The organism is Hominisplanchenecus faecis, assembly GCF_020687205.1.
Lineage (GTDB): Bacteria > Bacillota > Clostridia > Lachnospirales > Lachnospiraceae > Hominisplanchenecus > Hominisplanchenecus faecis.
Genome location: NZ_JAJEQE010000002.1, coordinates 103,941 through 123,620, shown reverse-complemented (window position 1 = coordinate 123,620; position 19,680 = coordinate 103,941). Strand labels below are relative to the sequence as shown.

Below are 19,680 nucleotides of genomic sequence, written 5' to 3'. Positions count from 1 at the left end.
TACTTTCTCCTAAAACTTGTTTCCAAGAGACGGCATATCAACACCATTCAAAATTTCCTGAAAATCTCCGGAAACTTCCACACCGGATGGCGTAATGATAAAAATAAAATTGCTGACTTTCTGAAGATTACCGTCGATTGCATAGCAGGAACCAGATGAAAAATCAATGATTCTCTGTGCAATATCAACATCAAGACCTTCCATATTCAGTACAACTGTGCAATTTGCAAGCAGTGTATCGGTAATCTCTCTTGTGTCTTCCATAGAACGCGGTTTGATTACACATACTTCCATTCCGGCAACGGATTTTTTTGTCGTACGCATCTGAGAAATCTTACCGGAGTTGCTGGTCTTTGCAGATGATGTACTGTACGGACGAGGAGAAGAAGTGCTTCCGGATTTCTGGAAAGATTTTGCCTTGCTCTTTTCTTTTCCGGAAGGCACTTTCTCATCCATATCCAGATCACCTAAATCGTCTTCTTCATTCTGCTTTTTGAAGAATCTCTTTTTTGGAGCTTCTTCTTCGAAATCATCCATTTCGTCATCCAGAAAGTCATCGTCATCAAATCCATCATTGTCATTCAGTTTCATGGCATTTAAGAATCTATCTAATACTCCCATTTTGTTCTCCTATCTGCTTTTATCACAAATTGTAATTGCGTTCTCCGAAGATACCTGTTCCGACTCGAACCATGGTAGCACCTTCCTCGATTGCAACCTCATAATCTCCGGTCATACCCATACTGAGATCACGCATATTAACATTATCTATGTTTTTGGCTGATATGTCAACTGATAATTCTCTTAATTTTGCAAAATATTTGCGATTATCCTCGGCGTTTTCTACAAAAGGTGCAATCGTCATCAGTCCTTCTACAGAAATATGCTCCATTTTGGCAATGTTTTCGATGAAATCTGCACATTCTTCTACACGAACACCAAACTTACTCTCTTCTGATGCAACATTTACTTCCACCAGAACCGGCATCACAATTCCTTTTTTCTCCGCTTCCTGGTCTATCGCCTCTGCCAGTCGGACAGAATCCACGGAATGAATCAGAGCTGCACGCCCTACCACATATTTTACTTTATTTCTCTGTAAATGACCGATCATATGCCATTTGATATCTTTTTCCATTTCTTCGTATTTGTCACGCAGCTCCTGCGGCTTGTTTTCTCCAAATCTGCGAATTCCTTCCGCATAGGCCTCTTCGATCATCGACACCGGTTTTGTTTTGCTGACGGCGATCAACTGTACCTCACTGCGGTCTCTTCCGCTTCTCTTACAAGCTTCACAGATACGTCTCTCTACTTCCTGCAAATTTTCTTTTATCATGTTTCTTATACCTCCACTATCTTTTTCTCTGTAAACAGGATCATAACAGCTGATCGTCGGAAACCGTATCCGCATCCAGTGCAATATGATCGTACTGTGCCAGTCCAAACGTATCGTCATCTGCCACAATACAGTATTCCTCGTTCTCTGCGATCACAGTCACTTCACGGAAAACAGCATAACCTTTGTTGATATTATAGACTCCCTGAAGGGATGCAATCTCTTCGATTCGATACTTGTTGCTGGAATTCTTCCGAACGATATAATCGCCCTCTGAAAATTCATTGATATCCACATAGTAGTTATCATCCACTTTTTCGTAAACCGTTGTTGTTTTATATTTTTGTTCTGATTTTCCACTGTTTGTATAGGTTTCCACCAGAACTGTAACCTCATTGCTGTCATCGTTATTGGAAATCACATATTCCTGCGGAATAATATAGAAATTCCGCTGTTCGATTGCAGTTTTTGGTATCTTCAATCCACTCTTCTTATTTAAAAGTAATTCAATATCCAGAAAGCGATCCGATGCAAAACGCACAACAGAATGATCCATATCCAGCTTTGCAAAATAGGTATTCTTGTTCTGAACAACCGACACTGTAGCATCTGCCGTTGTACCATCTTTCAGAAAACGGATCGTAACAGAGCTCTGATCCGTCAGTTCGGAAACAATTTTATTGTCAATTGGCAGAATCAGAGACCAGTTATCCTCTGTCACCAGTTTATATAACGGATCTCCACTTTTGGCTGTTCCGTTCAGACGAAGATTTTCTTTGTGATATGCCTTCATAGAAAACATATCAGTTGTCACATCTTCCGCTTTTACATCTTCAAAGCCATCCACCGAATAAACCACAATACCAGGTCCATCCGTTCGACATACATTGAACAGACTGCCTTCGTCTGCATTTCCGTAAACATCTTCTGTATAGAGATCTAAAACGGCACTTTCTACATCCGCCTTCATATCATATGCTTTCTGAAAGTTCTGACCTGAAAAAGCAGACGCATATCCGGCAGCCGCAGCACACAGTTTTTTTGCATCTGCGGCAGATAGTGTTCCGCTTTCGGAAGTATCTGTAGTTTGCAATGCATCCTCTTTCTCATCTGTACTTTCAATCGTTGTTTCTGTCTCAGCGGAACTTTCTGTTGTACTTTCAGACAATTCCGTACTTTCTGTGAGCGATGCTGACTCTGTAGTCTGTGATGATGCCGATGTCCGTTCTGTTCTTGTTGTTCCGTTTTCGTTGATAGAACAGATCACACCATTTTTACCGATTTCTGTTCCTTCTCTTGCATAGTAAGTAACAGCTCCGGATTCCGGTGCTTCTACAACGGTTTCTGATTTCAGTGCGAGTGCTGTATATTTATAATTTCCGGACAGACTGCCTTTTTTTACTTCATATGGTGCAATGTGCGTCGAAGTCAGATACATGACGATACAGACCATCATATAAACAAATACAATTCCAAACAGCAGTGTACCAATATTTATGCCAATATATTTTTTATACTTTACAATCTTCTTACTATTCTTTTTTGCAATCAACCAATACGCCTCCTTATTTTCATCTTAGCTGAGAAATTTTTGAACAGATATCATTCTACCACGTTCTTGTTTCAGAAACAATGGAATAAATATTTAATTTCAGGAAAAAATAGAGATAAACGATGAAAGGAGTTAAAATATATGAATGTAAAAGGACTGGACTATACTTGTCTTACACTTTCTATTATCGGAGCGATCAACTGGGGACTGATCGGCATTTTCCGCTTTGACCTGGTCGCTTTCCTCTTTGGAGACATGAGCTGGCTCTCCAGGATCATTTATACACTGGTCGGTCTGTCAGGATTGTATCTGATCAGTACTTACGGACGCATCTGCCAGGTTGATGATGCCAGATAAAGATTTTCAGTGTAAATATTTTACAGAGCCCTTTCCTCTGAATTAGAAAGGCAGGACGGAAAACCGTCCTGCCTGCAAAGATTGCTTGCTGCATCCATAGAAAATCAAAGCTTTTCACTTATAAAGATACAATGACTTTTGATTTTGCATTTCCCGGAAGATCATCTGCATCCAGAGAAATACTTAAAACAAAAGTTATATTATATTTCTCGCCCAGCTCATCCAATTTATCGATGGTCTCTGTGATATCTGCATCTTCCAGTTTGGCAATTTTCAGAAAGCTGTCCAGATACATCTGCTCCAGATCGTGATCCTGTGAAATAATGCCACAGATAAATCCGATAAATCCATCACTGCTTGACAAACCAAATTCTGAAGTATCGACCAGACGAACTTTGTTGTTCAGCTCGTACATATGTTTAGAACTCTTATCGAGATAAACAATATTTCCGTGCACTTCTTTTACTTCTGCATTTACTTTGTCCAACAGATGTTTTGTTTTTCCTTTACCCTTTTTGCCTGCAATGATCTGTATCATTATAATCTCCTCCTTTAGTCCGGCGACCTAAATATTATATGTTGATTATAGTGTATATTTAGAAAAATTACAACCTTTAATTGTTAATTTTAGACAATAATTTATTCATTTCGGCATATAATGTTTCTTTATCACCTGCATTGAGGATAATTGAGACATGAGAATCCCCATATTTATCTTTTGCGAGCAGACAGAGGCAGCTTCCGGCCTCATCCGTAGTACCTGTCTTACCGCCGATCACCTCTACATCCTGAGGCGGAGTTGCCTCTCCGATGTGATAATAGTTCGTTGACTGCCACATGATACCATACTTGTCATTATCGCGGATAAAGATACTATAGTATTCAGATGAACCGATAATTTCCTGAAAGGCATCATACTTTAATGCTTCCTGAAACATCAAATAAATATCATATGCCGTTGTATAATGATTTTCGTCATGAAGACCATGCGGATTGGCAAAATGTGTCCCGGTCGCTCCAAGAGATGCCGCCTCTTCGTTCATCATATTGACAAAATTGTCAACGGTACCGCCGACATAGACAGCTAAAGACATGGCAGCATCGTTTCCGGAATTCAAAAGCAGACCGTATAAAAGCTGCTCAACGGTAAGCTGATCTCCCGGCTCGATCATACAGACGGAGGATCCGCTTTCAATATCCTGACATTCCTCTCCAACTGTTACGGTTTCATCCAGGCTGCAGTTTTTCAAAGTCACAAGAGCCGTCATGACTTTTGTGATACTTGCCGGATACATCTTGTTAAAAATATTCTGTGCATAGTCTACTTCCCCGGATGCCAGATCAAAAGAACCAGCTGCTCCTGAGGTAAGATTTAAGGAAGAATCGTCTTCTGTTCCATCCGATACACACAGATTTTCAGAAAAAGCAGCCGCTCTGTTGGCATTGAACTGAACTTTCTCTATACCAAAAACCGCATTGCTTTTGTCGTAAAGATTGGAAAGGTGAATCTCTCTGTTTTTGATCACTGTTACTACGGAAACGGAGCCGAGAACAAGTGCTATCACGATAAGAAATGAAATGCCAACCTTCATCAGGCTGATCTTATGTTCTTTTTTCGGCGGCTGTACCGGTGTGCGACGATTGCGTTCCCGTCTTGTATTTTTTCCTGTTGATTCCATTATTTGTACATCTCCCGCCATTCAAGATCTCCTCGGTCGAGGGATTTTATCAGCAGTTCTGCTGTTGCCAGATTGGTGGCAAGTGGGATATTATGCATGTCACAGAGTCGAAAGATATTCTTCGTATCCGGCTCATGTGGTTTTGCTCCCATCGGGTTTCTCAGAAAAATCATAAGGTCAATCTGATTATTCTCAATCTGGGCTCCCATCTGGTGTTCTCCTCCCAGATGTCCGGCAAGAAATTTGTGGACGTTCAAATTGGTAACCTCCTCCACAAGTCTTCCTGTCGTTCCTGTTGCATATAATTCATTTTTACATAATATTCCTCTGTAGGCAATGCAGAAATTCTGCATCAGCTTCTTTTTGGAATCATGTGCAATAAGTCCTATATTCATAAATCAGCCCTCCTTTGTATCTTCTCCATTTTAATATTTTCGTACCTGCAGTCCTATATTCAGAACCATGCCAATCCCAATGTAAAGACTGATCAATGATGTTAGTCCGTAACTTACAAATGGCAGCGGCAGTCCGGTGTTCGGCATCAGGCCAGTCGCAACGCATATATTGATAAAACTCTGAAATGCAATCAAAGCCGCCATGCCGCAGCATATCAGCGTCCCGGAAACATCCCTTGCATTTTTCCCGACCATAATACACTCCAGTGCGATCAGAAATTCCAGTGCAACGATCAGACAGCAGCCTAAAAATCCAAGCTCTTCTCCTGCAACTGCAAAAATAAAGTCTGTCTGCGGTTCTGCGATAAAATTACCGTTTTTTACAGAATTGACATCACTGTTGTTCAGCCCTTTGCCATAAAGCTGGCCGGAACCAATTGCAATTTTAGAGTTTGTCTGCTGATAAGAAATGTCAGGATATTTTTCAGGCTGAAGCCACCCCATAATTCGATCGTGCTGATACCCCTTCAGAATTTTCTGATCCGGCTGTGTCACAAGCATCGCTCCGATGACTACAAGCGGTATGCATATCAGTATCATACCACCGATTATTTTAGAACTCAAGCCTGCAATAAAATATATTGTGCAGAAAATCAGAAGCACAACGATACTGGTAGACAAATCCGGCTGTTTATAAATAAGGAACCATGGGATCGCCACCAGTCCGACAGCTTTTAAAATAGTCTGCGGTTTATTGAGATCCTCTTCATGCTTCATGAAAAAACGAGTAAAAAAGATGATTACCACAATCTTCATGATATCAGATGGCTGAAAGCTAAAACCGCCAAAGTCAATCCAACGCTTTGCACCGTTTACCTCTGTTCCGAAGAAACGTACTGCGATCAGAAGCACCAGACCGCCAATATAGTAGATCCAGTAAAAATTGCTGATCCACAAATAATCCATCAAAGACACCATGATCATAAAAACAATTCCGACGCCCATACCGATCATCTGTTTCATTTGATAACTGCCATTCGCACTGCCGATCACCATGATACCGATTACTGACAGGATCAAAACCCAAAGAACCAGTCTGAATTTATAATCTTTCAATTTGTATTGTCTTAACATCTTTAACCCCTTGCTTTACTTCTCTTTTGATATCCATGCGGATACTGACATCCGCATTTTCAATATTCAGGTACTTTTCGATCACTTTTCTTATGTCACGTTTCAGATATTTTACCGTATCTTCCGGGCAGTCCAGGCGATCCATATAAAGAATGGAAGCCATCCTCTGTCTGGCAAGTACAGCAGATCTCTGTGGAAAACAGAAAAGAAATCGTTTCAATCTAACTTACTCCCTTCTTCCTCTTTTCAGCAGCTCGCCAAGATGTCTCCAGAATCCATCCCTCTGTTCAAAATCCATAAGTGGAACCGCTTCACCATATATCCGGCGACAAATATTGGAAAATGCCTGTCCGGCCAGACTTTCCGATGCAGCAAGTGCTTCGCCCTGATTAGTCGCGATCACTACGCTGTCATCATCCGGAATCGCCCCGAGAAGATTTACGGAAAGAATCTCGACAACATCTTCTACAGACATCATATCACCACGCTTTACCATGCCCATCCGCAGCCGATTGATAATAAGATCAATGCGATCGATCTCATTTGCTTCCAGAAGACCTATGATCCTGTCTGCATCACGGATAGCGGAAACTTCCGGCGTAGTCACTACGATCGCCCTTTTTGCACCTGCGATCGCATTGAAAAATCCCTGCTCGATCCCAGCCGGACAGTCTAAAAGGATAAAATCAAACTTTTCCTGAAGATCATCCGTAAGCTTCTTCATTTGCTGCGGAGTCACCGCGGATTTATCTCTTGTCTGAGCAGCCGGCAGAAGAAACAGACTGGGATTGTTTTTATCCCGAATCAACGCCTGCTTCAGCCTGCAGTTTCCTTCGATCACATCAACCAGATTGTAAACAATCCGGTTTTCCAGTCCCATAACAACATCCAGATTGCGAAGGCCAATGTCTGTATCGATCAGAACGACTCGTCCGCCGAGCATAGACAGCCCTGCTCCGAGATTCGCAGTCACCGTTGTTTTTCCGACACCGCCTTTTCCGGAAGTTACCACAATAATCTCACTCATTACACATTCCTCCATAAATCTTTTCAAGTCGAACTTGTGATTGTCCCACAGCCTTTTCAACGAAAATGATCTGTTCCGGCGTTTTGGCCGTTTGTCCTGTGTACATTGTGAACTGCTTTGTGTCTTCACAGTTATTTTTAGATTTCTTCTGCTGACCCATAAACGGCATCCCATGTATCTTGGCTCATAGGTTCCACATGGATATGATTTTCTTTTATATAAGCAATTTTCGGTTCCGGCTTGTATTCTGTCTGATCCGAATATTTGGTGATTGCACTGCGTGCAGCTTTGTCGGCAATACGGATCTGAACCGGTTTCATCACAAAGGCGGCAATAAAACAGTTGCGATCCCCCGTCGCTCCCGCGTAAACGCTGCCACGACAGGATCCGAGTATGACAATGTTGCTTTTTGACACAACTTTGGCACCAGAATGTACATCTCCAAGAATCACCACACTTGTCTCTGTTTCCAGGACTTCGCCATTTGAAAGAGTCCCTCGATAAAACAGGCCATCCACTTTTTCCTGCTCTTCCAGTGCCGCATTTAAAATCCTGCGGTAATGCTCCTGACTGACGGCGTCCTCATCCACCACACAGAGGATATGGATGCCGCAGTGATCTACGATCGTCTCGATCACCTGCCGTTCTTCTTCCCGGTTCAGTACTCTTCCACGGAATGTCACAGCCATTTTTGCATTTCTGAAAAAATTGGCAGATTCCTGAAATTTATCCGCAATGTCAAGAAGGAGTTCCTGAAACGGCATCTTGTCATCCAGGATAACGGTCAGGCCGTATTTATTACTCTTAATGATCACGGATTTACGGTTCATACGCTCGCCTCCCCAGACTGTTAGTCCGCAAAACTGTTACTTACATTTACATTTGCTGCAGTATTTGTAATAATATCGCTTTCATCTTTCAGTTTAAAGTAATAACTTACAATATCTTTTGCAACGGACGCCGCGTTCGTGGAAGAATAGCCGTTTGTAATACGCACTGCCATGGCAATTTCCGGTGTATCATACGGTGCATAGCCGATAAAGAGTGCATGGTTTGGTTTGTCCTGATTCTCCTGTGCAGTACCTGTCTTTCCGGCCATATTGAAAGAACTCTTTATGTCCGTAAATGCGGCGTTACTCTGATAAACTCCATTCATACCGGAATGAATCACATCCCAGAGATCCGACGAAAGATCCACAGTGCTGTGCACAACCGGCTCCGGCTCTTCCAGCGTATTATTATCGCTGTCTGTGATACGGTCAAGCAAAGTCAGATCATAACAGGTTCCATTGTTTGCGATCGTTGCCGCATAACGTGAAAGCTGGCTGGTCGTAAAGGTATTGCCTGCCTGTCCCATTGCAGTTCTGGCACCATCCGCAGTGGAAACATGCGGTGCTGTCTCATCTATTTCAATGCCCGTATTGGCATCAAAACCATACATTGCAGCATACTTGGTAAGTGTACTGATCGCCTGTGCGTCATTATAAGTGGAAGACTGTACAACATTTCCATCCGCATCGGTCTCCGGTGTAAGATTGGTAAAATCCGAGGTCTTTCCAAGCATATAACCGACTGTATTGAAATAAAAGTTACAGGATTCCTTGATCGCCTGTGACAAAGTCAGAGGACCATGAGATCCGCTCTTATATCTTTCTGAATAGATCCAGCAGTTTACATCCGGAGGGATCAGCTGGAACTTTCCGGTACAGTTGATCGTATCATAAGCGCCTACAACACCTTCCATCACACCTGCAGTTGCCGCCACAATTTTAAACGTAGAACCAGGTGCTGTCACTTCCTGCGTTGCTTTATTATAGAACGGAGAAGATTTGTCGCTGTTCAGTTTATAGAAATAATCATCATCCATATTGTTTGCCAGACGATTGTTATCATAGCCCGGATATGTAACACATGCCAGAACATCGCCGTTGTCCGGATCGGTGATCACGGCTGAACCGGTACACGGCTCCAGTGCAAGCATTGCCGGTGTGATCTCAAGAGAATAAATCTTCGCCATGATAAAATCATAAGCCGAAACTGCTCCGTTTTCCAGAGCACTGTAATCTTCCTCATTCATCTTCAGAATACCCTGATCAAACAGTAGCAGACAGATATCCTTTCCGCTGATCTGATAATTCTGTATCATATATTTATATACCTGGCGGCTGAATGCATCACTCTTTGAAAGATAGTCCGTCACATAATCAGCAAGTGCAGCTGTGATTTCACTGGTGTCAAGGTATGTAGTATCGCTGTTTACTTTTGTGATATCGATCCAGTTCTTGGAGATCGCATAACTTAAAAACTCATTCAGACTGACGGATCCGTCATTGCTCCATTTTGTCCACATCTCGTCATTGGTATCGATCTTGTCTTTATCAAGGACTTCTGTTCCTTCGATCAGAACATCGTCCACAATAAAGCTTTCATATACCTGCATCTCCTCGGAAAGATCCTGATATGCCGTTGCTGAAGAGGATGTCATCTGACCCCGTATTTCAGAGAAAATCTCTTCTTCCCGACTCTGAAATTCACTGTAGATACGTTTTTCATTATCGCTTGCATCGTCAGAAGCCAGATGATCTGCATCCAGCACATTATTCTCAAAAAGGCTGTAATACACATCATAGATCGGGATCAGGATATCATCCTCTGATGAAATACTGTCTTTATCAAATTTCTCGGCATCAAAAATCTTATTGTATACAATTCCGGCAATATACTGCTCCAGAATCTTATATACTGCAATCTGAAGATTGCGGTCAATGGTAAGATGGATATCATTTCCGGCCTGCGGTGCAACTTCAGAATCTTCTTTCAATACTTTTCCAAGGTTATCCACATAAACCGTTTTTGTTCCGTTCTGTCCGCGAAGCTCTTTTTCAAAATATTTCTCGAGTCCGGACTTTCCGACGATATCACTGCTGCTGTACTGACCGTTTCCGTTTTCACCATTAAGTTCTTCCAGTTCTTCTGCGGAAACCTGACCGGTATAACCGATCAGTGGTGCCATATAAAGACCGTCCTCATAAACCCGGATAGAATCTTCTTCCACATCCACGCCCGGATAGCGGTCTTTGTTTTCCATAATAACAGCAACCGTATCTTTAGAAATATCTTTTGCGATCGTAGTCGTCACATACTTCTGATAGCTGTTCTGTGCAACCGCACTTCGCAGTGCAGTCAGCTTTAACTGCTCTTCTTTTGTAAAACTGGATGGAAGGCCGTACTCCTGCAGCTCTTCTTCCGTGTAAACGGAAAGGTCGATTCCGTACCATTTTTTCGTAGAAAGTGTCTGCATCATCTCTTCTGCCGTACAGTTTCTCTCATCGGTTTTCAGATCTTCCGTATCTGCGTATCCGAAAATATCTGCCCGGAAACGCAGAAGATTAAAGCCTTCCCTTGTAAACTCATACTGGCCGTCACTTCCAATGTCGATCGCATAGTTGGTATAAACCTGGTCACCGCCATCTTCGATCACTTTCATGATCTGATACAGGCTGCCGTTCATCGCAAGGTTTCTCTCTCTTGTCGTATCATAGCTGCCTACATCTTCATAGGTGACATTATATGCGAGCTTGTTGTATGCAACCGCATTTCCGTCGCGGTCATAAATATTGCCCCGCGTACTTTTCAGTGTTGTTTCTTTTTTGATCTGCATGGTAAAATCCGTCAGATACTTTTCACCGTTGATGATCTGCATGGTATACAGACGCTGGATCAGTATGCCTGCAAGCAATGCAAACAGGACAACCAGAACGATCAGTCTGGACTTTATCAGTTTGGACAGTGAATTTTTAACATAATTAAACAAAGCTACCTACACTCCTTTGTTCTGCCTTTTCAAGTTTATGGTTCAATGCCAGAAGCAGGCGGTATACAACCAGCGTGATCAGTGCAGTATAGATCACTTCCGGTATAATGATCCTTCTCAGATAGAAGAACAGGCTGATCCTTCCGCGAAAGAAAAACTGAAAAAGATAAACCACCAAATCATAGACCAGATCGCTGAATGCGATCAGAAGTACCGGCATCTTGATATCATCATCATAAAAAATGCGATAACAGAAACCGTTGAAGTATCCGACATAGGTGAAGAGGAGCATATGAAATCCCAGCACCGGTCCGTAAAAAATATCCATCAGGATACCAAAAAATGCACCCACAAACATCCCCTCGCGTTTTCCACGCATCAGTGCAAAAGAAACCGTCAGGATGATCGGAAGATTCGGGGAGACGGATGCAATGGCAAATGTCTGCATCAATGTCGTCTGCAGAACAAATGTCAGTAAGATCAAAATAATCATTATGACTCTGCGTTTCACTGTTCTCCTCCTGCCTGCTTACTGCTTTCTGTCTGTTTTCCGGTTTCTGTTTCCAGAATCATCTCTGTCTCACTCTGTGCCTGAGACTGGATATCTTTCTGTGCCTCATCGGTATTTTTCAGCTGTGTAATGACCAGCACTTCGTGCAGATGTCTGAAATCAACAACCGGTGTAATGCTTCCTGATTTTGTCAGGTTATTGGAATCCATCCCGATCTCGCTGACATAACCGATCAGAATCCCCGGAAGGAAGCGGTTACTGATTTCTGATGTCACCACTTTGTCACCGACTGTCACCTTATTATCCGCATCCGTCAGCTTCACAAGGCTGATCTTTCCTTCATCGATCAGTTTCAAATTACCGGCAATGATGCAGTTGTCGGAAGTGGAGCTGATCTCGGCACTGACGTTGCTGTAATCGTCTATGATTGAACGAACAGTCGCCCAGTTTGATCCTACCGAAGTTACAATCCCGACAAGACCTCCGTCTGCAATGACATTCATATCTTCCTGAATCCCGTCTTTCGATCCTTTGTTGATCGTAAATACATTGAACCAGTTTCCGGAATCTTTTGCGATAATGCGTGCGGCGATCGTCGGATAGTTGCTGTATTCATCTTTCAGATCCAGCAGATCTTTTAATCTTTCATACTCATCCTGATTCTGCAGCAGATCACTGTTTTCTGCGGTCAGCTCGTCCACTTTTTTCTGCAGTCCGGCATTTTCACTTCGCAGATCTGTTGTATGGAACAGGTATTCTCCCTTGTCCGAGATCCATGTGCCGATTGCGTTCATTCCACTCTGGATCGGCGTGATCACTCCTGTGACATAATGAAGTGGCCCGGATACTGCATCTGTCGTAAAAGACAGAATGATCAAAACGACACATACCGCTGTCAGAATTGTGAGTACCAGTTTGCTTTTTCCTGAATCATTCATCTTTTTTTTCATTGCATTTCCTCTTTTATATCAGATTGCCGACATAATCCTTCAAAGAAAATGTCAGCTTTTTCAGTTCTTTGTCATTCATAATCTCCACAAGACCATTCATCGTGTTATAGACAGGATCTGGAACATTATAAACCGGAAATGTTACCTTTTCCTGTATATAGCTGGCAATATTCGGTGTCAGTGACACACCTCCCGCCAGATAAATACCATTCTGCTGTATATTTTCAAGCAGCTGAGGCGGTGTCCTCTGCAGTGTCATCTTCACGGCATCGGCAATTGCATCGGCCGTATCGGTTATCGCCTTGCTGATATCTTCGGACGGTATCCTGGCAGAACTTGGGACTCCGCTGATCGTGTGGATACCGTAAACTTCGCTGCTCTTTGCTTCCCCGTTCATAAGATACCCCATAGCAACACGGAGCTTCTCTGCCGTCTTTTTGCCGATTGCAAGATTATGCTCGCGGCGTACCATCGTGATGACTGCCTGATCCATTGCATTTCCGCCATACGGATACTGTCTTCCGATGATCACTTTTCCATCTGAGATCACAGAAATCCCGGTTGTGGAAGCTCCGATGTTGACCACCATACTTCCCGTCTGGGCAAGAACCGGCATACCGATGCCGACCGCATCTGCAACTCCTTTTTCCACAAGAGCGATCCTTCTTACTTTCAGTCCGGTCAGTACTTTATAAAAAGCACGCATCTCAATCTCCGACAGCTCCATCGGAACCGTCACCAGAATATCCGGCCTTTTTGTAAAAACACTCGAAAAACGCTTTAATAACCGTGCCAGAATAAAGCCGAGATTCCCGCCGTCTGCGATCGCTCCGTCAACCATCGGACTGTCCGCTGTTACGCAGAGGGGCGTCTTTTCGTACATTTCGTATGCACGCTGGCCGACTGCGATCACATAGGTTTTATCCCGCACCGCGATCATATTTTTTTCACAGACCACTTTTTTGTTTTTTTTATCGGCGATCTTTATCGTGTCACTTCCAAGATCGATCCCGCATTTTTTTCGAAACAACATGTACTCAAACTCCTTATCTCAAAGGATTTTCATTTCCCTGAAACTGGCATAACACCGATCTCCCACAATAATATGATCCAGAAGACGTATCCCGACCAGCTCACCGCCAAGTGAAATCCTTTTTGTAAGGCTTTTGTCCTCTTCACTCGGAGTCGGATCTCCACTTGGATGATTGTGCAGAAGTATAATAAAAACCGCATGATGCTGCAGGGCCAGCAAAAAAATCTCACGCGGCGTAATGACAGAACAGTTTACACTGCCCTTGGATATGGATTGCCTCGCAAGAAGACGGCATTTTGTGTCAAGCATCAGAAGAATCATCTGCTCCTGCTCCAGATGACGCATCTCCTCCATAAAATAATCTGCAATGCTGGCAGCATCTTTGAAGTTCAGGGCACTCCAGGCGGATTGACCGGCAATCCTTCTGGAAAGCTCCGCAATACATTTGAGCTGTACTGCTTTTACTTCTCCGATACCGCGTATCTGGCATAACTGCGGAATTGTCATATGATACAGGCCAAGAAGTCCATTTCTTGGTGCTCCTGCATCCAATATTTTTCTGGAAAGTTCCAATGCATTGATCCCCTTTGATCCTGTACGCAAAATAACGGCGAGAAGCTCTGCATCACTTAGCACTTCCGCACCTTTGTTTATGCATTTTTCATATGGCAATTCATCTGCCGGCAATTCTGTCATTTTACAGTTGTTTTCTTTCATAAAATACAACCGGCTCTCTTGTTCCCCTGATACCCGTATTGCAGTATCCATTTTCTTCCGATAGGCTATTGTATCATAAATAGTGCGAAGTGTACACACTATTTAATCTTAAATTTTTTTAAAATAGCTTCCGCAACCTTCAGTCCATCCATGGCTGCGGAAGTAATCCCGCCGGCATATCCTGCTCCTTCCCCGCATGGATAAATACCGGAAATACTGCTCTCCAGCGTCTCTTTTTCCCGCTCGATCCGCACAGGTGAAGACGTTCTGCTCTCTACTGCGGATAAAATCGCGTCTCCTCTGTCAAAGCCTCTGATCTTTCTTCCAAAGACTTTGACTGCCTGCTCGATTGAATCTCCGATCTCTTTTGGAAAACAGTCTCTTACATTTCCGAATGTCCATGCTCCTTTCATGGAAGGCGTGGTTTCTCCAAGTGATTCACTGACCTGCTTTTTGCAGAAATCATGATACAGCTGCACAGGGATCTTCCCATCTCCGGCTTCATATGCCGCCGCTTCCAGTTTTCTCTGAAATTCTACGCCGGCAAGCACATCATCTCCCGGGAAATCTTTCGGTGTCACCGTAACAACAATGGCACTGTTCGCATTGTCACCGTTTCGACTGTGATAACTCATACCATTAACGGCAAGTTTTCCTTCCTCGGAAGAAGCATTTACGACATATCCGCCAGGACACATACAAAAAGAGTATACACCTCGTCCGTTCGGAAGCTGACAGGTCAGCTTGTAATCTGCTGCCGGAAGCGTTCCCCGCTCTTTTCCGTACTGGGACTGATCGATCAGATGCTGCGGATGTTCCATGCGGACACCGACCGCAAAAGCTTTCGGTGACATAGAAAACTGTCTTTTTTTCAGCAGTGCAAACGTGTCTCTCGCACTGTGACCGATTGCCAGGACGGCCGCCTCACATTCCAGCCGTTCCGCTCCATTGATGATCAGTGCCCGAAGTTGTCCTTTCTGGATTTCAAAATCGGTGACCTGTGCTTCAAAACGCACGTCTCCTCCAAGACGCAGGATCTCTTTTCTGATATTTTTAATGACTTCCCTGAGAAGATCGGTTCCGATGTGTGGTTTGTTCAGCCACAGGATTTCTTCCGGTGCACCGAATTCCACAAAGGTTTTCAATACAAACGTATTTCTTCCGGTGGCATCTTTTACGGCTGTATTCAGTTTTCCATCCGAAAAAGTGCCGGCTCCGCCTTCTCCGAACTGGATATTGCTTCGTTCATCCAGTTGCCCTGTTTGCCAGAATGTTTCAACCATCTCCTGTCTGCGGTCGACATCCATGCCTCTCTCTAAAAGAATCGGTGCAAAACCGGTTCTTGCAAGAGAAAGTGCACAGAAAAGCCCCGCAGGCCCCATGCCGATCACAACCGGACGATGTTTGAATGGAATTGTGCCGCTCTGCTCTGGGGCGTAGATGACTTCTTTTGCTCTGGTAACTTTGTTGCTTTTACATCTTCGCAGTATTTTTTCTTCGTCATTTACTTCCACATCTACCGTATAGACATAATACAGTTCCGGTTTCTTTCTCGCATCCAGAGAACGTTTGCAGATCCGAAGATTCTGAATTTCTTCCTCCCGGATGCGAAGTTCTTTTGCTGCGGCACGTTTCAGTCCCTGTTCTCCTTTTTCCGCGTTTCTCTTTATCTGTGAAATTCTAAGCATTCTGTTCTACCTGTCCTTTCTGATCGTTTGCTGCATAATATCCTGCCAGGTAACCGCTGCTCCAGGCCCATTGCAGATTATAGCCGCCGCAGGCACCATCTACATCCAGAATCTCCCCGGCAAAATAAAGTCCCGGCACCTTTTTCGATTCCATGGTCTTTGCATTTACAAAAGCAGTGTCAATACCACCGGCACAGACCTGTGCATACTCAAACGAACGTGTACCGGTTACTGTAAGACGCAGATCAGATACCAGAGAAAGAATCTCAAGAAATGATTCTTCCTGCAAAATTTCACCTGCTTTATATCCAGTCTGTTTCAGCAGCAGAGCGGCCAGTTTCTGTGGAAAGATCCCGGACAGAAGATGCTCTGCCTTTTTATTTGTCTGTTTTTGGTATATTGCAAGAAGATGCTGTCTGTTCACCTGCGGAAGCAGATTGAGAGAAATCTGCACGTTTTTCTTTTCTAAAAGCCCAAGTGCTGCAAAACGGCTGACCTGAAAAACCACAATCCCGGAAATTCCATACGATGTCCACTGCAGTTCTCCTTCCGATTCAGCCGCCTTTTTTCCATCAAGAAAAAGCGTTACTTTCGCCGGGCTTCGAAGTCCGGCAAGTGCATGGAAAGCAGCTTCTTTTGTCTTTAACGGAACCAGTGCCGGAACGATCTCCGTAACCGGATGGCCAAGTTTTTCTGCCAGATGATAGCCGTCCTCACACCCGCCAAGTGTCTGTGCTGCCTTTGATCCGCAGGCAAGAATCACAACATCTGCCTCGTATTGCCATCCTTCTGTTTTCACAAAAAAACCTCCCTTTTTTTGTGGCAGAATATCAATAATGCGTTCCCGTGTTTTTATTTTCACACCACGCTCACGCAATACATCCAAAAAAAGCGTCTGCACCGTCTGTGCCTGATCCGTATAGGGATAAACTCCGCCGTTTTTTTCATGCATCAACATGCCAAGTTCTTCAAAAAACTGCACGGTCCGTTCCTGATCAAACGTTTGCAAGGCAGCTTCTGTAAAATCCTGCCCTGTTCCCCGATAGGAAAGCACCGGTTCTCTGGATGCATAAGTCAGGTTGCATTTTCCGCTTCCGGTTGCCAGAAGCTTTTTCCCCGGTTTTTCCTGTGCCTCTAGAACGGTCACTTCTGTATCCGGCCGTTTTGCATGAAAAGCACTCATAAATCCTGCTGCCCCTCCGCCTGCGACTATAATTCGTTTCATCTGTTTTCTCCCTGTCATCATATTCCTTTTAAAGAGGCAGTCTCACCAAATCGGCATCATAAAGTTTCTGAAGAGACATCAAAATGCCAAGTTTTGCATGCTGCCAGGTAAGTCCGCCCTGGAAATACACGGCATACGGCGGTTTGATCGGTCCGTCTGCACTCAGCTCAATGGAAGATCCCTGAACAAAAGCTCCCGCTGCCATGATCACATCACTGTCATAGCCCGGCATTGCCCACGGCTCCGGTGTCACGTAGCTGTCTACCGGTGCTGCTGCCTGAATACCGCGGCAGAATGCGATCACACCTTCTGCTGTTCCAAGCTCCACAGCCTGAATGATATCATGACGGCTTTCAGAACCATTCGGGACTACCGGAAATCCACATGCTTCGTAAATGTTTGCTGCAAAAATGGCACCCTTTAAAGCTCCGGCTGTAACGGTCGGTGCCAGAAAAAATCCCTGATAAAAAGAATTTAAAATACCAAGGGAGGCTCCGACCTCTTTGGCAAGTCCCGGAGACGTCAGACGGCAGGCTGCATTCTCCACACATTCTTTCTTTCCGACGATATAACCGCCGACCGGTGCCAGTCCGCCGCCCGGATTCTTTATCAGAGAGCCGGCCATCATATCCACACCGACATCCGTTGGCTCACTCAGCTCCGTAAATTCACCGTAACAGTTGTCAACCATACATATGATATTTTCTCTTATATTTTTTACAAAAGCAACCGCCTCCCCGATTTTTGCAACCGAAAGCGTCGGTCTGGTCTGATAGCCTTTCGAACGCTGGATCGTCACCACTTTCGTTCGTTCATTGATTGCATTTCTGATCCCGTCAAAATCAAAAGAACCATCCTCCTTTAAATCCACCTGTGCGTAAGAGACTCCATATTCGGCAAGAGAGCCTCTCGATGGGCGGATACCGATCACTTCTTCGAGCGTATCATACGGCTTCCCGGCGATCGATAAAAGTTCATCTCCCGGTCTTAAATTAGAGAACAGTGCCAGAGCGATCGCATGGGTTCCGCATGTGATCTGCGGTCTTACCAGTGCATCTTCCGTGTGGAATGTATCCGCATATACCTTTTCCAGCGTATCCCTTCCGTCATCGTTGTAGCCATATCCGGTACTTCCGGAAAAATGTTCTGCACAGACACGGTTTTTCTGCATGGCATGCAGTACTTTCAACTGATTGTACTCCGCATTTTTATCGATCGCATCAAAACGTGCCTTTAATTTTTCCTCCGTTTTCTGTCCAAACTCATAAATCGCATCACAGATGCCAAATTCTTCGTACATATTTTTTAATGATTCCATACATGTCTCTCCTGTAAAACTGCAAGCATATACTGCAGAATTTTTTCTTCATCATATTCAAAAGCATCTTTGTCAACCCAGATCACATCGCGTTCCCGCTTAAACCAGGTGATCTGACGCTTGGCAAAATGTCTCGTATCTCGCTTTAATTTATAAACTGCTTCCTCAAGGGTACATTCTCCGTCCAGATACTCCAGGATCTCTTTATAGCCAAGTCCCTGCATCGAAACCATACCGCGGTGGCACCCCTTTTCCTTCAGCTTTTCTACTTCCGCCACCAGACCTTCTAAAAGCATCTCATCAATGCGCTCATCAATACGCTGGTAAAGACGATCCCGTTTGTCATTCAATACAAAATAGGCAAAGGCATAAGGAGATTCCTTCTGCCGTTCCTGCTCATTGTGCCTGGAGATTGGCTCCCCGGTCTGTTTATAATATTCCAGTGCACGGATCACACGCTTAACATTATTTGCATGGATCTTCTCGGCGGAAATGGGATCGACTTCCTTTAATTTCTCATGCAACTTTTCTGCCCCCTGCTCTTTTGCGTAAGTCTCCAATTCTCTTCGGTAAGAATCGTCCTCTCCGCTTTCCGTAAAATCAATATCATAAAGCATGGCCTGTATGTAAAATCCAGTCCCCCCTGTGAGGATCGGTACTTTTCCCCTGCTCCGGATATCTTCCATCGCTTCTTTTGCCATCTGTACAAACCGGACAACATGAAATTCCTCATCCGGATCTAACACATCGATCAGATGATGAGGAATTCCTTTTTGTTCTTCCGGCATGATTTTTGCTGAACCAATATCCATGCCGCGGTAAACCTGCATGGAATCTGCTGAGATGATCTCCCCGTTCACACGCTCTGCAAGAGACAGAGAAAGTGCCGTTTTCCCGACCGCCGTCGGTCCGGTCAGAATGATCAGTGGTTCCTTTGTCATAAT

21 protein-coding genes are annotated in these 19,680 nt (G+C 44.1%); 1 reads left to right on the top strand and 20 read right to left on the bottom strand.

Features of this window, described 5'->3' with window-relative positions; all coding sequences use genetic code 11:
* Positions 1–9 precede the first annotated feature (9 nt).
* The 3 genes from LKD42_RS01405 to LKD42_RS01395 are packed head-to-tail and all read right to left on the bottom strand — an operon-like array spanning position 10 to position 2,888.
* On the bottom strand, positions 10–621 hold the full coding sequence (locus LKD42_RS01405) for a cell division protein SepF (protein ID WP_022119768.1): 612 nt from the start codon (positions 619–621) through the stop codon (positions 10–12).
* A 22-nt stretch (positions 622–643) separates the two neighbouring features.
* Positions 644–1,336, bottom strand: coding sequence for a YggS family pyridoxal phosphate-dependent enzyme (locus LKD42_RS01400; RefSeq protein WP_022119769.1), 693 nt, complete (start codon positions 1,334–1,336; stop codon positions 644–646).
* Positions 1,337–1,376: 40 nt separating this feature from the next.
* Positions 1,377–2,888 carry a biotin/lipoyl attachment domain-containing protein gene (locus LKD42_RS01395; protein ID WP_248834586.1) on the bottom strand — a complete coding sequence of 504 codons (1,512 nt, stop codon included), beginning with the start codon at positions 2,886–2,888 and terminating at the stop codon, positions 1,377–1,379.
* A gap of 141 nt (positions 2,889–3,029) precedes the next feature.
* Here LKD42_RS01395 and LKD42_RS01390 point away from each other — a divergent pair, with 141 nt between their 5' ends.
* On the top strand, positions 3,030–3,245 hold the full coding sequence (locus LKD42_RS01390) for a DUF378 domain-containing protein (protein WP_022119771.1): 216 nt from the start codon (positions 3,030–3,032) through the stop codon (positions 3,243–3,245).
* A 118-nt stretch (positions 3,246–3,363) separates the two neighbouring features.
* Here the strand turns inward: LKD42_RS01390 and LKD42_RS01385 are convergent, their stop codons facing one another.
* The 17 genes from LKD42_RS01385 to miaA all read right to left on the bottom strand — a co-directional run bounded on the left by LKD42_RS01385 (position 3,364) and on the right by miaA (position 19,677).
* Entirely contained in the window at positions 3,364–3,783 is a 420-nt protein-coding gene (locus LKD42_RS01385; protein ID WP_248834585.1) for a twitching motility protein PilT, read from the bottom strand.
* Positions 3,784–3,859: 76 nt separating this feature from the next.
* A complete protein-coding gene (locus LKD42_RS01380) occupies positions 3,860–4,924 on the bottom strand; it encodes a D-alanyl-D-alanine carboxypeptidase family protein (RefSeq protein WP_248834584.1) in 1,065 nt (354 codons plus the stop codon).
* Positions 4,924–5,319, bottom strand: a complete 396-nt coding sequence (mgsA, locus tag LKD42_RS01375; RefSeq protein WP_022119774.1) for a methylglyoxal synthase — start codon at positions 5,317–5,319, stop codon at positions 4,924–4,926. The genes LKD42_RS01380 and mgsA overlap by 1 nt, the downstream gene beginning before the upstream one ends.
* A 30-nt stretch (positions 5,320–5,349) precedes the next feature.
* Positions 5,350–6,453 (bottom strand): FtsW/RodA/SpoVE family cell cycle protein, encoded by a 1,104-nt coding sequence (locus LKD42_RS01370; RefSeq protein ID WP_248834583.1) that lies wholly within the window; start codon positions 6,451–6,453, stop codon positions 5,350–5,352.
* Complete coding sequence (locus LKD42_RS01365) at positions 6,422–6,673, bottom strand: cell division topological specificity factor MinE (RefSeq protein ID WP_248834582.1); 252 nt, start codon at positions 6,671–6,673, stop codon at positions 6,422–6,424. The genes LKD42_RS01370 and LKD42_RS01365 overlap by 32 nt, the downstream gene beginning before the upstream one ends.
* A 6-nt stretch (positions 6,674–6,679) precedes the next feature.
* On the bottom strand, positions 6,680–7,480 hold the full coding sequence (gene minD, locus LKD42_RS01360) for a septum site-determining protein MinD (RefSeq protein ID WP_022119777.1): 801 nt from the start codon (positions 7,478–7,480) through the stop codon (positions 6,680–6,682).
* A complete protein-coding gene (locus LKD42_RS01355; RefSeq protein WP_215660783.1) occupies positions 7,473–7,640 on the bottom strand; it encodes a hypothetical protein in 168 nt (55 codons plus the stop codon). Before LKD42_RS01355 ends, minD begins: the two co-directional genes overlap by 8 nt.
* Entirely contained in the window at positions 7,618–8,310 is a 693-nt protein-coding gene (locus LKD42_RS01350; RefSeq protein ID WP_215660785.1) for a septum site-determining protein MinC, read from the bottom strand. Before LKD42_RS01350 ends, LKD42_RS01355 begins: the two co-directional genes overlap by 23 nt.
* A gap of 20 nt (positions 8,311–8,330) precedes the next feature.
* A complete protein-coding gene (locus tag LKD42_RS01345; protein WP_248834581.1) occupies positions 8,331–11,294 on the bottom strand; it encodes a penicillin-binding transpeptidase domain-containing protein in 2,964 nt (987 codons plus the stop codon).
* The gene (gene mreD / locus LKD42_RS01340; RefSeq protein WP_147631481.1) at positions 11,287–11,805 is read right to left on the bottom strand and encodes a rod shape-determining protein MreD; all 519 of its coding nucleotides are present in this window, start codon (positions 11,803–11,805) and stop codon (positions 11,287–11,289) included. Before mreD ends, LKD42_RS01345 begins: the two co-directional genes overlap by 8 nt.
* A complete protein-coding gene (mreC, locus tag LKD42_RS01335) occupies positions 11,802–12,755 on the bottom strand; it encodes a rod shape-determining protein MreC (RefSeq protein WP_147631480.1) in 954 nt (317 codons plus the stop codon). Before mreC ends, mreD begins: the two co-directional genes overlap by 4 nt.
* 13 nt (positions 12,756–12,768) lie before the next feature.
* Positions 12,769–13,788 (bottom strand): rod shape-determining protein, encoded by a 1,020-nt coding sequence (locus LKD42_RS01330; RefSeq protein WP_147631479.1) that lies wholly within the window; start codon positions 13,786–13,788, stop codon positions 12,769–12,771.
* 18 nt (positions 13,789–13,806) lie between these two features.
* Positions 13,807–14,484 (bottom strand): RadC family protein, encoded by a 678-nt coding sequence (gene radC, locus LKD42_RS01325; RefSeq protein WP_248834580.1) that lies wholly within the window; start codon positions 14,482–14,484, stop codon positions 13,807–13,809.
* A gap of 119 nt (positions 14,485–14,603) precedes the next feature.
* Positions 14,604–16,193, bottom strand: a complete 1,590-nt coding sequence (locus tag LKD42_RS01320) for an NAD(P)/FAD-dependent oxidoreductase (protein WP_147631477.1) — start codon at positions 16,191–16,193, stop codon at positions 14,604–14,606.
* Positions 16,186–17,418 carry a BaiN/RdsA family NAD(P)/FAD-dependent oxidoreductase gene (locus LKD42_RS01315; protein WP_248834579.1) on the bottom strand — a complete coding sequence of 411 codons (1,233 nt, stop codon included), beginning with the start codon at positions 17,416–17,418 and terminating at the stop codon, positions 16,186–16,188. Before LKD42_RS01315 ends, LKD42_RS01320 begins: the two co-directional genes overlap by 8 nt.
* A gap of 28 nt (positions 17,419–17,446) precedes the next feature.
* A complete protein-coding gene (locus tag LKD42_RS01310) occupies positions 17,447–18,736 on the bottom strand; it encodes a methionine gamma-lyase family protein (RefSeq protein WP_173865605.1) in 1,290 nt (429 codons plus the stop codon).
* The gene (gene miaA / locus LKD42_RS01305) at positions 18,724–19,677 is read right to left on the bottom strand and encodes a tRNA (adenosine(37)-N6)-dimethylallyltransferase MiaA (RefSeq protein ID WP_147631474.1); all 954 of its coding nucleotides are present in this window, start codon (positions 19,675–19,677) and stop codon (positions 18,724–18,726) included. Before miaA ends, LKD42_RS01310 begins: the two co-directional genes overlap by 13 nt.
* Positions 19,678–19,680: the final 3 nt, after the last annotated feature.